17 protein-coding genes are annotated in these 13,278 nt (G+C 69.0%); 8 read left to right on the forward strand and 9 right to left on the reverse strand.

The genetic code is table 11. The features are described 5' to 3' along the window. Positions 1 to 119: 119 nt before the first annotated feature. Complete coding sequence (locus ACFWY9_RS40145) at positions 120 to 1,310, reverse strand: NADP-dependent malic enzyme (RefSeq protein WP_378323107.1); 1,191 nt, start codon at positions 1,308 to 1,310, stop codon at positions 120 to 122. Between the two features lie 370 nt (positions 1,311 to 1,680). On the opposite strand from ACFWY9_RS40145, the gene ACFWY9_RS40150 reads away from it, so the two are divergent. Next, complete coding sequence (locus ACFWY9_RS40150) at positions 1,681 to 2,289, forward strand: dTDP-4-dehydrorhamnose 3,5-epimerase family protein (protein WP_378341339.1); 609 nt, start codon at positions 1,681 to 1,683, stop codon at positions 2,287 to 2,289. A gap of 45 nt (positions 2,290 to 2,334) precedes the next feature. On the opposite strand, the gene ACFWY9_RS40155 is transcribed toward ACFWY9_RS40150, so the two are convergent. Then, on the reverse strand, positions 2,335 to 3,951 hold the full coding sequence (locus tag ACFWY9_RS40155) for a GMC oxidoreductase (protein ID WP_378341340.1): 1,617 nt from the start codon (positions 3,949 to 3,951) through the stop codon (positions 2,335 to 2,337). Positions 3,952 to 4,067: 116 nt separating this feature from the next. Here ACFWY9_RS40155 and ACFWY9_RS40160 point away from each other — a divergent pair, with 116 nt between their 5' ends. Continuing rightward, positions 4,068 to 4,742 carry a hypothetical protein gene (locus tag ACFWY9_RS40160; protein WP_378323111.1) on the forward strand — a complete coding sequence of 225 codons (675 nt, stop codon included), beginning with the start codon at positions 4,068 to 4,070 and terminating at the stop codon, positions 4,740 to 4,742. Here the strand turns inward: ACFWY9_RS40160 and ACFWY9_RS40165 are convergent. Next, positions 4,739 to 5,215, reverse strand: a complete 477-nt coding sequence (locus ACFWY9_RS40165; RefSeq protein WP_378323113.1) for a hotdog fold domain-containing protein — start codon at positions 5,213 to 5,215, stop codon at positions 4,739 to 4,741. The two genes, ACFWY9_RS40160 and ACFWY9_RS40165, sit on opposite strands and share 4 nt — an antisense overlap. An 82-nt stretch (positions 5,216 to 5,297) precedes the next feature. On the opposite strand from ACFWY9_RS40165, the gene ACFWY9_RS40170 reads away from it, so the two are divergent. Both ACFWY9_RS40170 and ACFWY9_RS40175 read left to right on the forward strand, forming a co-directional pair. Continuing rightward, entirely contained in the window at positions 5,298 to 5,888 is a 591-nt protein-coding gene (locus tag ACFWY9_RS40170) for an acid phosphatase (protein ID WP_378323114.1), read from the forward strand. Next, a complete protein-coding gene (locus ACFWY9_RS40175; protein WP_378341341.1) occupies positions 5,889 to 6,371 on the forward strand; it encodes a GNAT family N-acetyltransferase in 483 nt (160 codons plus the stop codon). Between the two features lie 232 nt (positions 6,372 to 6,603). Here ACFWY9_RS40175 and ACFWY9_RS40180 read toward each other — a convergent pair whose 3' ends face one another. Continuing rightward, complete coding sequence (locus tag ACFWY9_RS40180; RefSeq protein WP_378323116.1) at positions 6,604 to 7,092, reverse strand: hypothetical protein; 489 nt, start codon at positions 7,090 to 7,092, stop codon at positions 6,604 to 6,606. 336 nt (positions 7,093 to 7,428) lie between these two features. On the opposite strand from ACFWY9_RS40180, the gene ACFWY9_RS40185 reads away from it, so the two are divergent. Beyond that, complete coding sequence (locus tag ACFWY9_RS40185; protein WP_378323117.1) at positions 7,429 to 8,364, forward strand: diacylglycerol/lipid kinase family protein; 936 nt, start codon at positions 7,429 to 7,431, stop codon at positions 8,362 to 8,364. Positions 8,365 to 8,622: 258 nt separating this feature from the next. Next, positions 8,623 to 8,877 (forward strand): WhiB family transcriptional regulator, encoded by a 255-nt coding sequence (locus ACFWY9_RS40190; protein ID WP_072481920.1) that lies wholly within the window; start codon positions 8,623 to 8,625, stop codon positions 8,875 to 8,877. A 3-nt stretch (positions 8,878 to 8,880) separates the two neighbouring features. Here the strand turns inward: ACFWY9_RS40190 and ACFWY9_RS40195 are convergent, their stop codons facing one another. The 3 genes from ACFWY9_RS40195 to ACFWY9_RS40205 all read right to left on the reverse strand — a co-directional run bounded on the left by ACFWY9_RS40195 (position 8,881) and on the right by ACFWY9_RS40205 (position 11,056). Continuing rightward, complete coding sequence (locus ACFWY9_RS40195; RefSeq protein ID WP_378341342.1) at positions 8,881 to 9,018, reverse strand: hypothetical protein; 138 nt, start codon at positions 9,016 to 9,018, stop codon at positions 8,881 to 8,883. Between the two features lie 303 nt (positions 9,019 to 9,321). Further along, positions 9,322 to 10,839: a sensor histidine kinase gene (locus ACFWY9_RS40200; RefSeq protein ID WP_378323118.1), complete on the reverse strand. Its 1,518-nt coding sequence runs from the start codon at positions 10,837 to 10,839 to the stop codon at positions 9,322 to 9,324. 4 nt (positions 10,840 to 10,843) lie between these two features. Then, a complete protein-coding gene (locus ACFWY9_RS40205; RefSeq protein WP_378323119.1) occupies positions 10,844 to 11,056 on the reverse strand; it encodes a biotin/lipoyl-binding carrier protein in 213 nt (70 codons plus the stop codon). 168 nt (positions 11,057 to 11,224) lie between these two features. Here ACFWY9_RS40205 and ACFWY9_RS40210 point away from each other — a divergent pair, with 168 nt between their 5' ends. Continuing rightward, the gene (locus tag ACFWY9_RS40210; RefSeq protein WP_098515123.1) at positions 11,225 to 11,299 is read left to right on the forward strand and encodes a 50S ribosomal protein bL37; all 75 of its coding nucleotides are present in this window, start codon (positions 11,225 to 11,227) and stop codon (positions 11,297 to 11,299) included. 63 nt (positions 11,300 to 11,362) lie between these two features. Here the strand turns inward: ACFWY9_RS40210 and rsrA are convergent, their stop codons facing one another. Together rsrA and ACFWY9_RS40220 are read right to left on the reverse strand one after the other, a co-directional pair. Next, positions 11,363 to 11,689 (reverse strand): mycothiol system anti-sigma-R factor, encoded by a 327-nt coding sequence (gene rsrA, locus ACFWY9_RS40215; RefSeq protein ID WP_378323120.1) that lies wholly within the window; start codon positions 11,687 to 11,689, stop codon positions 11,363 to 11,365. Then, positions 11,686 to 12,321, reverse strand: coding sequence for a sigma-70 family RNA polymerase sigma factor (locus tag ACFWY9_RS40220; RefSeq protein WP_378323135.1), 636 nt, complete (start codon positions 12,319 to 12,321; stop codon positions 11,686 to 11,688). The genes rsrA and ACFWY9_RS40220 overlap by 4 nt, the downstream gene beginning before the upstream one ends. A gap of 188 nt (positions 12,322 to 12,509) precedes the next feature. On the opposite strand from ACFWY9_RS40220, the gene ybaK reads away from it, so the two are divergent. Then, positions 12,510 to 12,986, forward strand: coding sequence for a Cys-tRNA(Pro) deacylase (gene ybaK / locus ACFWY9_RS40225; RefSeq protein WP_378323122.1), 477 nt, complete (start codon positions 12,510 to 12,512; stop codon positions 12,984 to 12,986). Positions 12,987 to 13,278: the final 292 nt, after the last annotated feature.

The following is a 13,278-nucleotide window of genomic DNA, read 5'->3' on the forward strand; positions in this document are numbered from 1 at the left end:
GCACCCCCCCCCCCCCCGCAGCCGCCCCCCCCCCCCCCCCCCACTCCCCCGCGGTGTGGTTGTCTGGTTTATACACTCCAAACACGCCTCTCACCCCCCCCCTTCAGCTCACGCGAGGATCAGCCGGTGACGCCGTCGGCTTCGGCGGCCTTCGCCACCGCGGCGGCGACCTCGATCGCCACCCGCGGGTCGAGCGCGCTCGGCACGATGCGGTCCGGGCCGAGGTCGTCCTGCGCGACGGCCACGATCGCGTCGGCCGCGGCGAGCTTCATGTTCTCCGTGATGGCCCGCGCACCGGCGTCGAGCGCGCCGCGGAAGACGCCGGGGAACGCCAGGACGTTGTTGATCTGGTTCGGGAAGTCGCTGCGCCCGGTGGCCACGATCGAGGCGTAGCGCGCCGCGACCTCGGGATGGACCTCCGGGTCCGGGTTGGACAGCGCGAACACGATCGCGTCGTCGGCCATGCGGCCCAGCAGCGTCTCGTCGATGGTCGCGCCGGAGAGCCCGACGAACACATCGGCGCCTTCGAGCGCCTCGGCCAGCCCGCCGGTCAGCCCCGCGGCGTTGGTGGTGCGCGCCAGCTCGGTCTTCACCGGGTTCAGCCCGTCCCGGCCGGCGTGGATGATGCCGCGCGAGTCCAGCACAGTGACGTCGGCGACACCCGCCGCCTGCAGGATCTTCGTGCAGGCCACGCCGGCGGCGCCCGCACCGGAGATGACGACACGCTCCGCGGCGATGTCGCGGCCGAGGACCAGGTTCGCCCCGCGCAGCGCGGCCAGCGTCACGATCGCGGTGCCGTGCTGGTCGTCGTGCATGACCGGGCAGTCCAGCGCCTGCTTGAGCTTGTCCTCCAGCTCGAAGCAGCGCGGCGCGGAGATGTCCTCGAGGTTCACCGCGCCGTAGGAGGGCCGCAGCCGGACGAGCGTCTCGACGATCTCGTCGACGTCGGTGGTGTCCAGCACCAGCGGTATCGAGTCGAGCCCGCCGAACGTCTTGAAGAGGACCGACTTGCCCTCCATGACCGGCAGCGAGGCGCTCGCGCCGATGTCGCCGAGGCCGAGGACCGCCGTCCCGTCACTCACCACCACGACGAGCCGGTCCGCCCAGGTGTACCGCTTGGCCTTGGCGGCGTCCTCGGCGATCGCGCGGCTCACCTTCGCCACGCCCGGGGTGTACGCGATGGCGAGATCGCGCGGGTCGGAGATCGGCCGGGTGGCCGCCACGGCGAGCTTGCCGCCCTCGTGCCGGTCGAAGATCTCCTCGTCGGTCACCGGTGCCGGGGTCACGTCGGCGCGGGACTGGTCGTCCATCGTGGTTCCTGTCGTCGGTTCGGTCATCCCTTCAGCAGGGACCACGGAACTCGCGGTTCGAAAGTGTGTCACTTGATTTCTCCTGGGACTGCGAGCGGGGGACCACAAGGGCCTGGCGAAGGCGCACCAAAGCACCCATGGGACTTGTCCTCCGGCACGGCAGCCCAGCGCGGTAGCGCCGGCCTGTCGCCGGGCGTCGCATCGGCCATCGGCGCCGTGGGTTGGGCGATGACCGCGGACGCGGCGGTCCGACCATTGTGACAGGAGCCCGGCCGCGCCCGACCCCGAGGTGCGGTTCATGTCACAGCGCGATCTTCCTTCTTTCCCAAGACGTCCGTCCGGTTTTCAAGAGCCCGGATAAGGTGGAGGAATGGATTTCCGGCGGTTGCGCGTCCTCGACGCCTACGAATTCACCCCCCGCGTATTCCCCGACGACCGCGGATTGTTCAGCGCGCCGTTCCAGGCGGAAGCGCTGCGGGAGACGGTCGGACATCCCCTGCGGCTGGCCCAGACGAACCACAGCGTTTCGCGGCGCGGTGTGATCCGCGGCATCCACTTCGCCGACACGCCACCCGGACAGGCGAAGTACGTGTACTGCCCGCGCGGCTCGATGCTCGACGTCGTCGTCGACCTGCGGGTCGGCTCGCCCACATTCGGGCAGTGGGACACCGCGCTGCTGGACGGCACCGATTTCCGCGCGATGTACATCGCCGAGGGGCTCGGGCACGCGTTCGTCGCGCTCGAAGACGACACGGTCATGAGCTACCTGTGCTCGGAGCCGTACAACCCGTCGGGCGAACACGGCGTTAACCCGCTCGACCCCGAGCTCGACCTGCCGTGGCCCGCGGACCTGACCCCGATCCTGTCCGAAAAGGACCGAACCGCCCCGACTGTCGCGGAAGCGCGCGAGCAGGGCCTCCTCCCGGCGTACGAAGACTGCGTCGCCTACTACGAGAAGCTGCGCTCTCTCCCCTCGTGACGCCCCGCGAGGCCGCCGACGCAGGAACTGTCGGCGTTCTCGCGCTCAGCTGAGCACGTCCTCCGCGAGTACGCGCTCGACGTTGCGTTCGGCCAGCGCGGTGATCGTCACGAACGGGTTCACGCCGGTGCTGCCCGGGATGAGCGAACCGTCGACGACGTACAGGTTCCGGTAGCCCTTGACCCGGCCGTAGTTGTCCGTCGCCTTGCCCAGCACCAGTCCGCCCAGCGGGTGATAGGTGAACCGGTTCTCGAACGGCCTGGTGTCGCCGAAGAGGTCGTGGCGGTAGATCGTGGTGTTGGCGCGGTTGATCCGGTCGAACAGCGCCTTCGCCGCGTCGATCGAGGCCTGGCCCTGGCCGGCCGCCCAGTGCAGCCGCGCGGAGTCGGTGGCCGCGTCGTAGCTGAAGTGGCCGCGTTCCGGGTTCTTCGTGATCGCGAGGTAGAGGCTGACCCAGTTCTCGAGCCCGGCGGGCATCGGCGCGATCTCGGCGAAGACGGGGTGCACGGGATCGTGCCAGTTGTCGATGCCCAGCGCGGGCATGCAGGACTGCGTGCTGCCGGTGACGTCCCAGAGGTGGTTGGCGCGGCCGAGCATGACGTTGCCGTTGGTGCCCCACCCCTGCCCGATCTGGTCGTTCAGCGCGGGCAGCCGTCCGGTGTCGCGGGCCCGCAGCAGCAGTTCGGTGGACCCGAGGCTGCCCGCGCCGAGGAACAGGAACCGCGTGGTGACGTGCTTGGTCGCGAGCACCGTGCCCTCGGCGTCGAGTTCGCGCACGACCAGCGTGTACCGGCCGTCCGGCTGCGGGAGGATCTCGCGGACCTGGTGCAGCGACTGGACGGTGACGTGCCCGGTGCCGAGCGCGGCGGCGAGGTACGACTTGTCGAGGGAGCGCTTTCCGTGGTTGTTGCCGTAGATGACCTCGGACGCGAGCGCGGAGCGCGGGACCTGCCCGGCTTCTTCCCGTTGCAGATAGCCGAAGTCGTAGACGCTGGGCACGAACGTCGTGGTGAAGCCCGCCCGCCGCGCGGCTTTCCGGGAAACCCTGGCGTACCGGTAGGACTTGCACGTCTCGAACCAGCCGGGATCCACGTGGTTGGTGCCCAGCCCCGCGTTCGCCCGGGGGAAGTACACGCGGTACATCTCGTCCGCGTCGACCTCGGGCAGGATTTCGGTGAAATAGTCCCGTTTCGGCGTCACCGCCATCGCGCCGTTGACGAGCGAACCGCCGCCGACACCGCGTCCGACGTAGACGGACATGTCGCCGAAACTCACCCGGTCGAGCACGCCCGCGTACGACTTGATGTCGCGGTTCACGACGTCGAGCCAGAGGAACGAGGCGAGCGGCGCCTGGGTGCGCCGGGTGAACCACATCGAGCGCTCGTCCGGTTTCAGCATGTCGCAGAACGTCTTCCCGTCCGCGCCCGCGCTGTTCCAGAGCTTGCCCATCTCCAGCACCAGCGTGCCGACGCCCGCGGCGCCGAGGCGCAGCGCGGTGACCGCCGCGCCGTAGCCGCTGCCGATCACTACGGCGGGCACCTCCTCGGGCAGAGCGGCGCTTTCCGCGCGGGCGGTCCTGGCCGAAACGGTCGTGACACCGAGCGCGGCGGCGGTGTTGAGCGCGGTGAGGCCGAGAAAGCGACGGCGATTCAAGACAGACATGCCCGCGATCGTCGCACCAAGTTGGTAAACGGTGTTTAGTAGCGGCGGTTTTTTCCGGGTTTCCCCTGGGTGATTCACCCGATGTGGTGTGGTACAGGACACAGCAGGCTGGCATCATGACGTTGTTCACGCTGGCCGCCGCGGGTTTCACCGCGGCCACCCTGGCTCTGGGTCCGGCACCTGCCGGGAACGCGCCGGACCCGGTGCCCACGTTCGACTTCCGCGACTGCCCGGCACCACCCGCGAACGCCGACCCCGGCACGTGGCGGTGCGAGGCCTTCGTCTCCCAGGGGACGCTGACCATCCGGGACCGCGAGATCCCGCTCGGCGAACTGCGGATGACCTTCGCCGAAGGACGGGTGAACGGACAATACGCGCAAATCTTCGGCGCGCTGCGCCATTCTCCCGCGCGCGTTCCCGGGGTGTTCGGCACGACGATCCGGCTGCGCTATGGCGGACATTCCGATTTCCGGACCGTCGGGAACCGGCGCGGCGAACTCGACCTCTTCGCGGAACTGCGGCATCCGCTGCTACCGGGGGAATGCACGCTCGGAAGTCCGCCGAAACCGCTGCGTTCGGTGGTGTACGACGATCCCGCCGTACCACGGAAAGTGATCTCGAAAGACCCGCCGACCTACTATTTCGGCGTCGTCGACCAAGCACTCGCACTGCCCGCGACACAGCACTGCGGACCGCTCGGCGCTCTCGTCGACCGCCGCCTCGGCCTGCCGTCGCCCGCCGGGAACAACGTGTTCAAGCAGACGACGTACGTGCAGTACAAACCGCTCTAGGACTTCTTCTTCGGCGTGACCCAAATGGTGATCGTCGCCGTCACGACCGGTTTCCCGTTCGTGTCGGTGATGGTCACCGGCACGGGCAGCTCGAAGCCGTCCTCGCCGAATTCGGGCACTTCCGGGAGTTGGGCTACCGCGCGCAGGCTCGTCTCCGCCTTGGCGACGTAGGAGACGGTCATACCCTTCGGCAGCCAGCGGTGCGTGCCAGGGACGGTGGCCTCGGCGAGCATGCCCATGGCGATCTCCGCGAGGTTGCACGCGGCGATCGCGTGGAACGTGCTGATGTGGTTGTAAACACCCCACCACTTCGGCGCGGTCACCTCGCAGTACGCGGGGCGCAGCTCGCGCACCGAGGGCAGCACCGTGCGGAAGTAGGGAACACGCAGGCACATCGCCGCGGAGAACAGCTGCTTCCCGCCGGGTTTCGCGGCCAGCTTGCGCCACAGCGCGAATGTCGGGCTGTCTGCCATATCCGTCTCCCTCACGAAGTTACTCACGGGTAGCTAAGCAGACGCGGGACCCGCTTCGCAAACGGGCCGTATATTCGGCCGCGTGGCTCATCGGCTCTTTCTTCTCAGGCATGGCCAGACCGAATGGTCGGTCAACGGCAGGCACACCGGACGCACCGACATCCCGCTGACCTCGGCGGGCGAAGGCCAGGCACGCGCGGCGGGCGGCACCCTGCGCACCCTGGTCGGCGGTCCCGCGCTCGTGCTGTCCAGCCCGCGCACCCGCGCCCAGCGCACGGCCGAACTGGCCGGGCTGCGCGTGGACGAGGTGACCGAGGACCTCGCCGAATGGGACTACGGCGACTACGAAGGCGTCACCACCCCGACGATCCGGGAGACCTTTCCGGGGTGGACGGTCTGGACGCATCCGATTCCCGGCGGCGAAAGCGCCGAGGACGTCCAGGCGCGGGCGGACAAACTGCTCGACCGGGCCCGGCGCGAGGTCGAGCGCGGCGACGTCATCCTGGTGGGACACGGGCATTTCAGCCGGGTGCTGGTGGCACGCTGGCTCGGCCTGCCGTCCACTTCGGGCGTCCACTTCGGACTCGACCCGGCCGGGATCGCGGTGCTCGGCGACGAACGCGGCGAACCGCAGATCGAACACCTCAACCTGCTGCCGCTGCTGGAGGCCTGAATGCCCGACGACCGCATCCGCCGCGTCCGCGAGGAAGACGTCGACGCCGTCGTCGAACTGGTCTACGACCTCGCGGAGTACGAACGCGCCCGCGACGAATGCCACCTGACCGCCGACCAGCTGCGGACGGCACTGTTCGGCGAGTCCCCCGCCCTGTTCGGCCACGTCGCCGTGGTCGACGGCGAGGTCGTCGGATTCATGCTGTGGTTCCTGAACTTCTCGACCTGGCGCGGGGTGCACGGGATCTACCTGGAGGACCTGTACGTCCGGCCGTCGCAGCGGGGCACCGGGCTCGGCAAGGCGATGCTCGCGACGCTGGCCGCCGAATGCGTCGCGCGCGGCTACGCCCGGCTGGAGTGGTGGGTGCTGAACTGGAACCCAGCGACGGAGTTCTACAAGTCGCTCGGCGCGGTCCCGATGGACGAATGGACCGTGAACCGCCTCACCGACGACTCACTTCGCGCGCTCGCCACCGAAGCCTGACGCGGCTGTGCCGCCCGGCGGACGAGCGCCCCAATGTGGCGTTGGGTGCGCTCAACGCACCGAACGGCCACATTGGGGCGCATGAGCCACCCGAGAACGGGAGCGAGGGACCTTTACTACCGCCGGAGCGAAGCAAGGGACCTTTGCTAACACCCTTGAGCAAGCCAACGATTAGCGCGTTAAGCAACGCTAGCAAAGGTCCCTTGCTCTCCCGCGCGGAGAAAACCGCTGGTCAGCCCTGATCCTGCTCGCGGCGCTCGCGTTCGGCGCGGCGGCCCGCGAGGCCGCCACGCTCCGCGGCGTCCTCCTCGCTCTCGCCTTCCTGCAGCCCCAGCGCCCAGGCACGCGACGGGCGGCGGAACAGCAGCACCAGCGTCGCGATGCCGAGGATCGCCAGCGGCACGCCCCACACCGGCTGCCCGGACGGCCCGAGGATGTACCAGCCGATCCCGACGAGCATCAGCGCGACGACCACGCCCGGCGACCGCGCCCACGTCTTGCCGAGGATCAGGCCCGCCGACGCGGCCAGGAACATGAGCGCGAGCACGACGTAGGTGGCGACCTCGGCGTAGATGTTGTTGCCGGGCAGCGCGGGCTCCTGAAGGCCCCTGACCAGCACGACCACGCCGAAGACGAGCAGCCCGAGCGAGGGCACGGCGGAGATGACGCCGGCCAGCCGGACCTCACGGGGGGCGGGCGAGAGCTTGTCGGCGAGGGGCACGTCGAACGGCCTTCCTGGCGGCTTTTCCGGAGCGCGGTGGCCTCGACCTGGGCGAGTCACCGTACGTGAGCACTTTCGATGGTATGCCACCCGGTCGGCCGTTTTCGCGGGGCCGCCGGGCGGCAAAAATCAGCAGTGTCGTCGATGAGCGGGCGGTCGGCCCGGGTGCACTTGTCACGACGAGCGGAGACTCACCGGCAGTAGAGGAGGGCCGCCCGCCACAGGGTCACCGGTGCTGTTGCGAGGACGCCACCCGCCAGGAGCGGGGCTGAGCTTCTGGTCACCCTTGTGCGCTGGAAGGTTCTCCGCCCGGTGGACGTCACTTACCCTGCGGTAGTGCGCGCGATCCTCGTCGTGAACCCCCAAGCCACCTCGACCACCGCCGGTGGCCGGGACGTGCTGGCGCACGCGCTCGCCAGCCAGGTGAAGCTCGACGTCGTCGAGACCGACTACCGCGGGCACGCGCTCGCGGTGGCCAGGGCGGCGGCACGCGACGGCTTCGACCTGGTGGTGGCGCACGGGGGCGACGGCACCGTCAACGAGGTCGTCAACGGCCTGCTGGCGGACGCCAGCCCCGCGCGGGTGGGCGACGGCCCGATGCTCGGCGTCGTACCGGGCGGCTCGGCCAACGTCTTCGCGCGCGCACTGGGTATCTCGCCCGATCCCGTCGAGGCGACCCACCAGCTGCTGTACGCGCTGGAGCACGATCGCTCCCGCCGGATCGGCCTCGGCCTCGCCGACGGCCACTGGTTCACCTTCAACGCCGGCCTCGGCTGGGACGCCGACGTCGTCGGGAAGGTCGCGAAGCGCCGTGGCAAGCAGACGAGCGCGGCACTCTATCTCCGCGCCGCCGTCGGCAGCTACTTCCGGCCGCCGCTGGGCCGTCCCGCCCTCACGATCCACCTCCCCGGCGAGGAACCCGCCGAGGCGATGACCGCTTTCGTGTCCAACACCGATCCGTGGACCTACCTGGGTGACAGGGCCGTTCATCTCAACAGCGATTGTTCGTTCGAGACCGGACTCGGCCTGTTCGCGTTGAACGGTATGAGCTTGCCGACCGTGTTCAGGCATGTACGGCAAGCTTTGCTCACCGAGAGCAACCAGCGCGGGCGACGTCTCCTTCGTCACGATGATCTGCCGAAGATCCGCATCGACGCAGCTGAACCGGTACACTTCCAGGTGGACGGCGACCTGGTCGGGCAGCGGACCGGAGTGGAGTTCGTCAGTGTCCCGGATGCACTCACGGTAATCGTGTCGCCACCGGACCTCTGATCGCCTGCGGCAAAGCGTTACATGCCGCTCGTCGACGCAGAACCTCCACTCACCGCATCGGCCTTCCCAACCGAAGGCCGTTTCGGACGGAAACCGCAGGTCAGACGCGTCGCTCGGCCGGGTGAGCTGACTCACCGATCTTCGGAAAACCCTTGTCGAAAGCGGTGCTTCGTGAAAGCATTCACAAGCACCCAAGAACACGACCGCCATGACGACTATGGCGCGGAGTACCGCGCCGTTATGAAGGAGCTCACGAACATGGACTGGCGCCACGACGCGGCCTGCCGAGACGAGGACCCCGAGCTGTTCTTCCCCGTGGGAACCAGTGGTCCTGCTCTGTCGCAGGTAGCGCAGGCGAAGGCCGTGTGCCACCGCTGCACCGTCGCTTCCGACTGCCTGGCCTGGGCTCTGGCCAGCGGCCAGGACGCCGGCGTGTGGGGCGGCATGAGCGAGGACGAGCGACGCGCGCTCAAGCGCCGCCGTACGCACATCGGCACGCGCACCAACGCCTGATTCTCACAGCACCACAGTTTCGTCAAGCACCACCAGCACCACCACGGAGCCGAGGAAATTCACCCGGCGCGGTAGCAGCATGCCCGCGCCGTCTGGGGTGATACCTACCCGGTTCCATTTTATCAACCGAGGTGAAACCACCCGGGTACGGGTACCGCGTAGCCTCACCAGGACTTCATGTCCTCCCGCGAAACGTGGAAAGGGCCGACACCACCAGGTGTCGGCCCTTCCTCGTGTCTTCTCCGCCTGATCACGCGAGTGACGCCCCCAATCACGCGAGATCTCCGTTCAATCACACGAGTTCCGCGCCCGATCACGCGAGATCCACCCTTCGCACCCGACGTCCACAAGGGACACTGCCGTGCGCCGAGAGGGATTTCGCGTGCCTGCCAAGAGATCCGGCGTGCGCGGGTGGAGGTCCGTCGTGTTTGGACGGAGATCTCGTCAGAGACGGCGGGACAGCGGGATGCGGAGCGCGGCTTCGGTACCCGCCTGGCGCGAGGTTCCGGCGTCGGCACGGACTTTCCGGAGCGAAAGCGAGCCGCGCAGTTCCGACTCCACCAGCGTCCGCACGATCTGCAGGCCGAGCCCGTCGCTGCGCTCCAGCGAGAACCCGGACGGCAGCCCGCGCCCGTTGTCCCGGATCAGCACGTCCAGCCAGCGCGCCGAACGCTCCACGATCAGCTCGACCTTGCCCGAGCGCCCGTTCGGGAACGCGTGCTCGACGGCGTTCTGCACCAACTCGGCGAGCACCATCACCAGCGGCGTCGCGATCTCGGCCACGACCACCCCGAACGAGCCCTCCCGCGAGAGGCTGACCTGGGACTCGGCGGTGGCCACCTCGCCCACCATCGGCAGGACGTTGTCGAGCAGGCTGTCCAGATCGACCCGCTCGTCCACGGAGATGGACAGCGCCTCGTGCACCAGCGCGATCGACGTCACCCGGCGCACGGATTCGGCGAGCGCGAGCCGCGCCTCCTCCGAGGACGTCCGCCGCGACTGCAGCCGCAGCAGCGCGGCCACCGTCTGCAGGTTGTTCTTGACCCGGTGGTGGATCTCGCGGATCGTCGCGTCCTTGGACAGCAGCGCGCGGTCCCGCCGCTTGACCTCGGTGACATCACGCACCAGCACCAGCGCGCCCGCGGCCTGCCCGGCCGGGCGCAGCGGCAGCGCGCGGAACAGCACCACGGCGCCGCGCCGCGAATCGGCCTCGGTGCGGCTGCTCGGTTTCCCGTCGAGCGCCTCGATGATCCGGTGCGACACCTCGGTGGCGTCGAACGGATCTCGGATCAGCGACCGGGTCAGCGGCGCCAGCCGGGTCCCGACCAGATCGGACTCGTGCCCCATCCGGTGATACGCCGAAAGCCCGTTCGGGCTGGCGAACACGACGGTTCCGCTTGGGTCGAGCCGGATCAGCCCGTCACCGACCCTCGGGCTCGTGTGCGTGTCGGTTTCGTTGCCACGACTGGGAAAAGTCCCGTCGACGATCATCTGGCACAGATCGCCGGCGCTGCCGAGATAGGCGATTTCGAGCGGGCTCGGCACCCGTGGCGCCGCCAGGTTCGTCTCCCGGCTGAGCGCCGCTATGACCTTGCCGCCGAACGTCACCGGCACCGCTTCGCGGCGCATCGGCAGATCGCGATACCAGTGCGGATCCTCTTCACGGCAGATCCGCCTCTCCCGCATGGCACGCGCGAGTTGCGGATGCTCCTCGACGGTGAACCGCGCGCCGACGACGTCCTCGGGATGCGCGGTGGGCGCCGTCGTCGGCCGGGCGTGGGCGACGCAGACGAAGTCGCCGCCCTCGGGCTGCAGGTCCTGCGCGACCGGCACCCAGAGCAGGAAGTCGGCGAACGAGAGGTCCGCGAGTAGTTGCCATTCGGCGACGACGGTCTGGAGGTGATCCGCCGCCTCCCCGGGAAGGCCGGTGTTCTCGGCGAGCAGATCGGAAAGCGTGGACACCGGGTTACTCGACCACCCCGAGCAGGTCGCCCTGCTGGACGAGGTCACCCTTGGCCACCGCGACGCTGGTCAGCGTGCCCGCGCCCTCGGTCGCCACCGGCAGCTCCATCTTCATCGACTCCAGGATCACCACGGTCTGCCCGGCCGCCAGCGCCGTACCGGGCTCGGCGACCACTTCGAGCACGGTGCCGACCATTTCCGCCCTGATCTCGGCCATCGACGTCCTCCTGCCTCTCTCCGGCCCCCATCCAACCATCGGCACAGGCGCCCGACCAGGTGAGCGGAGCGCATGCCACACTAGGGAGGTTGACCCGAGCCCGGCAGGCGCGTCAGCGCCCCGCAGTGGCCACCCACGGTCTGGAACATACGCAGCAAGGAGTGAACGATGTCGAAGCGCGCCCGCAAGCGTCGCGACCGGAAGAAGAACGGCGCGAACCACGGCAAGAAGCCCAACGCCTGAGCATCGGCGTGAAACGGCCCCCGCACCAGCCGGTACGGGGGCCGTCGCCGTTCTCCGGCGAAACTACTCGGAGCGTTCCTCGACGCTGATCTCGGTGCGCTCCACCGTGACGTTGCCGCGCGTGGCGACGGTCTTGCGGATCGACGCGCGCAGCCTGCTCTTGAGGTCGTCCGGCGCGTGGTCACCCCCGCACTTGCGGGCCAGCAGCTGCTTGAGCTGCTCGTCGATGCCGAACTCCTCGAGGCACGGCGGGCAGTCCTCGATGTGCTTGCGCAGCACCGCGTCCCGCTCAGGACTGCACTCCTTGTCGAGCACCAGGTAGATCTCGGCGAGCGCCTCCTCGCAACGCACCTTGGCCTCGGCGTCGCCTGCGTCCTCGCAGTAGTTCATCGCCCCGCCACCTCCTGGCGATCACGGCGGATGAAGCCGCGCTCGCGCGCGACGTCGGCGAGCAGGTCGCGCAGCTGCGCGCGGCCACGGTGCAGACGGGACATCACGGTACCGATCGGCGTTTCCATGATCTCGGCGATCTCCTTGTACGCGAAGCCCTCGACGTCGGCGAGGTAGACAGCCAGCCGGAACTCCTCCGGCAGCTTCTGCAGCGCGGCCTTGACATCAGTGTCGGGGAGGTTGTCCATCGCCTCGACCTCGGCCGACCGCAATCCGCTGGAGGTGTGGCTCTCGGCCTTGGCGATCTGCCAGTCGCTGATCTCGTCGGTGGGCTGCTGTACCGGCTGCCGCTGACGCTTGCGGTAGCCGTTGATGTAGGTGTTGGTGAGGATGCGGTACATCCACGCCTTGAGGTTCGTGCCCTCCTTGAAGGAGGCGAACGCCCCGTACGCCTTGAGGTAGGTCTCCTGGACCAGGTCCTCGGCGTCGGCTGGGTTGCGGGTCATCCGCATCGCCGCCGAGTACAGCTGATCGAGCAGCGGCATCGCGTCCCGCTCGAAGCGCTCGGCGCGCTCGGCCGCCTCCTGGACGTCCGCGACCTCCTCCTGCGCGGAATTCTGCGTGCTCGGCAAACCGTTCCCTTCCCGGTCGGGGCCGATGCGCGGGCGCGCATACGGCACCCGCGAGTTTACGCGGGCCGTGCCAGGGCGCTCGGAACGGCGCCTGCCGGTCTGACGAGGGAGGGTGAGCGTGGTGTTCACACCCGCTACAACCGGAAACGGCGTTGCCGCATTCCCCGGCTCTGGCACACTCAACGCCCATGGCCGGTAAGGGAACCCCGGCGACCGCGCTGCTCGCGAAGCAGAAAGTCGCCCACGAACTGCATTCCTACGACCATGATCCGCGTCACGAGTCGTTCGGTTCGGAGGCGGCCGACGCCCTCGGTCTCGACCCCGCGCGCGTGTTCAAGACCCTGGTCGCCGACGTCGACGGCAAGCTGACCGTCGGGGTGGTCCCGGTCACCGGCCAGCTGGATCTGAAGGCGCTGGCGGCCGCGGCGGGCGGCAAGAAGGCGAAAATGGCCGACCCGGCCGCCGCGCAGCGGGCGACAGGGTACGTGCTGGGCGGGATCTCGCCGCTCGGGCACCGCAGCCGGATCCCGGTGGTGATCGACGCGACAGCCGAGAAGTTCGAGACCGTGTACTGCTCGGCGGGGCGGCGCGGCCTGGAGGTCGAACTCGCCCCGGCCGAGCTGGTGCGGCTCACCGGCGCGGTGGTGGCACCGATCGCGGGCTGAGCGGGAGCAAGGGACCTTTGCTCCCGTTGCTTAGTGCACTAATGGTTGGCTTGCCAAGGGACGTTAGCAAAGGTCCCTTGCTCTCTTTCCGCAGGTCGGAGCCGATCTCGTGACCCATGAGCCGAAGGACGCTTTCAGTGCGCTGGACGCAGCGAAGGACGCCTTGAGTACAGGCAACGCACCGAGGGACCCCCACGTCGCATCTCCCCGCCGCTCACGACACCCCGGCCTCCACACCCCCCTGCGGGAAACGCCGTTAAGGCCACCTTACGGGCGTCTGACGCCCTTAAGG

Origin of the sequence: Amycolatopsis sp. NPDC059027, assembly GCF_042739735.1 — a bacterium.
GTDB lineage: Bacteria > Actinomycetota > Actinomycetes > Mycobacteriales > Pseudonocardiaceae > Amycolatopsis.

Bases quoted from the DNA above. Each gene is read 5' to 3' on its own strand.
- ACFWY9_RS40190 (WP_072481920.1), top strand. From the start codon at position 8,623: ATGGACTGGCGCCACGACGCGGCCTGCCGAGACGAGGACCCCGAGCTG.
- ybaK (WP_378323122.1), top strand. From the start codon at position 12,510: ATGGCCGGTAAGGGAACCCCGGCGACCGCGCTGCTCGCGAAGCAGAAA.
- ACFWY9_RS40150 (WP_378341339.1), top strand. From the start codon at position 1,681: ATGGATTTCCGGCGGTTGCGCGTCCTCGACGCCTACGAATTCACCCCC.
- ACFWY9_RS40165 (WP_378323113.1), bottom strand. From the start codon at position 5,215: ATGGCAGACAGCCCGACATTCGCGCTGTGGCGCAAGCTGGCCGCGAAA.
- ACFWY9_RS40155 (WP_378341340.1), bottom strand. From the start codon at position 3,951: ATGTCTGTCTTGAATCGCCGTCGCTTTCTCGGCCTCACCGCGCTCAAC.
- ACFWY9_RS40175 (WP_378341341.1), top strand. From the start codon at position 5,889: ATGCCCGACGACCGCATCCGCCGCGTCCGCGAGGAAGACGTCGACGCC.
- rsrA (WP_378323120.1), bottom strand. From the start codon at position 11,689: ATGAACTACTGCGAGGACGCAGGCGACGCCGAGGCCAAGGTGCGTTGC.
- ACFWY9_RS40205 (WP_378323119.1), bottom strand. From the start codon at position 11,056: ATGGCCGAGATCAGGGCGGAAATGGTCGGCACCGTGCTCGAAGTGGTC.
- ACFWY9_RS40160 (WP_378323111.1), top strand. From the start codon at position 4,068: ATGACGTTGTTCACGCTGGCCGCCGCGGGTTTCACCGCGGCCACCCTG.
- ACFWY9_RS40145 (WP_378323107.1), bottom strand. From the start codon at position 1,310: ATGGACGACCAGTCCCGCGCCGACGTGACCCCGGCACCGGTGACCGAC.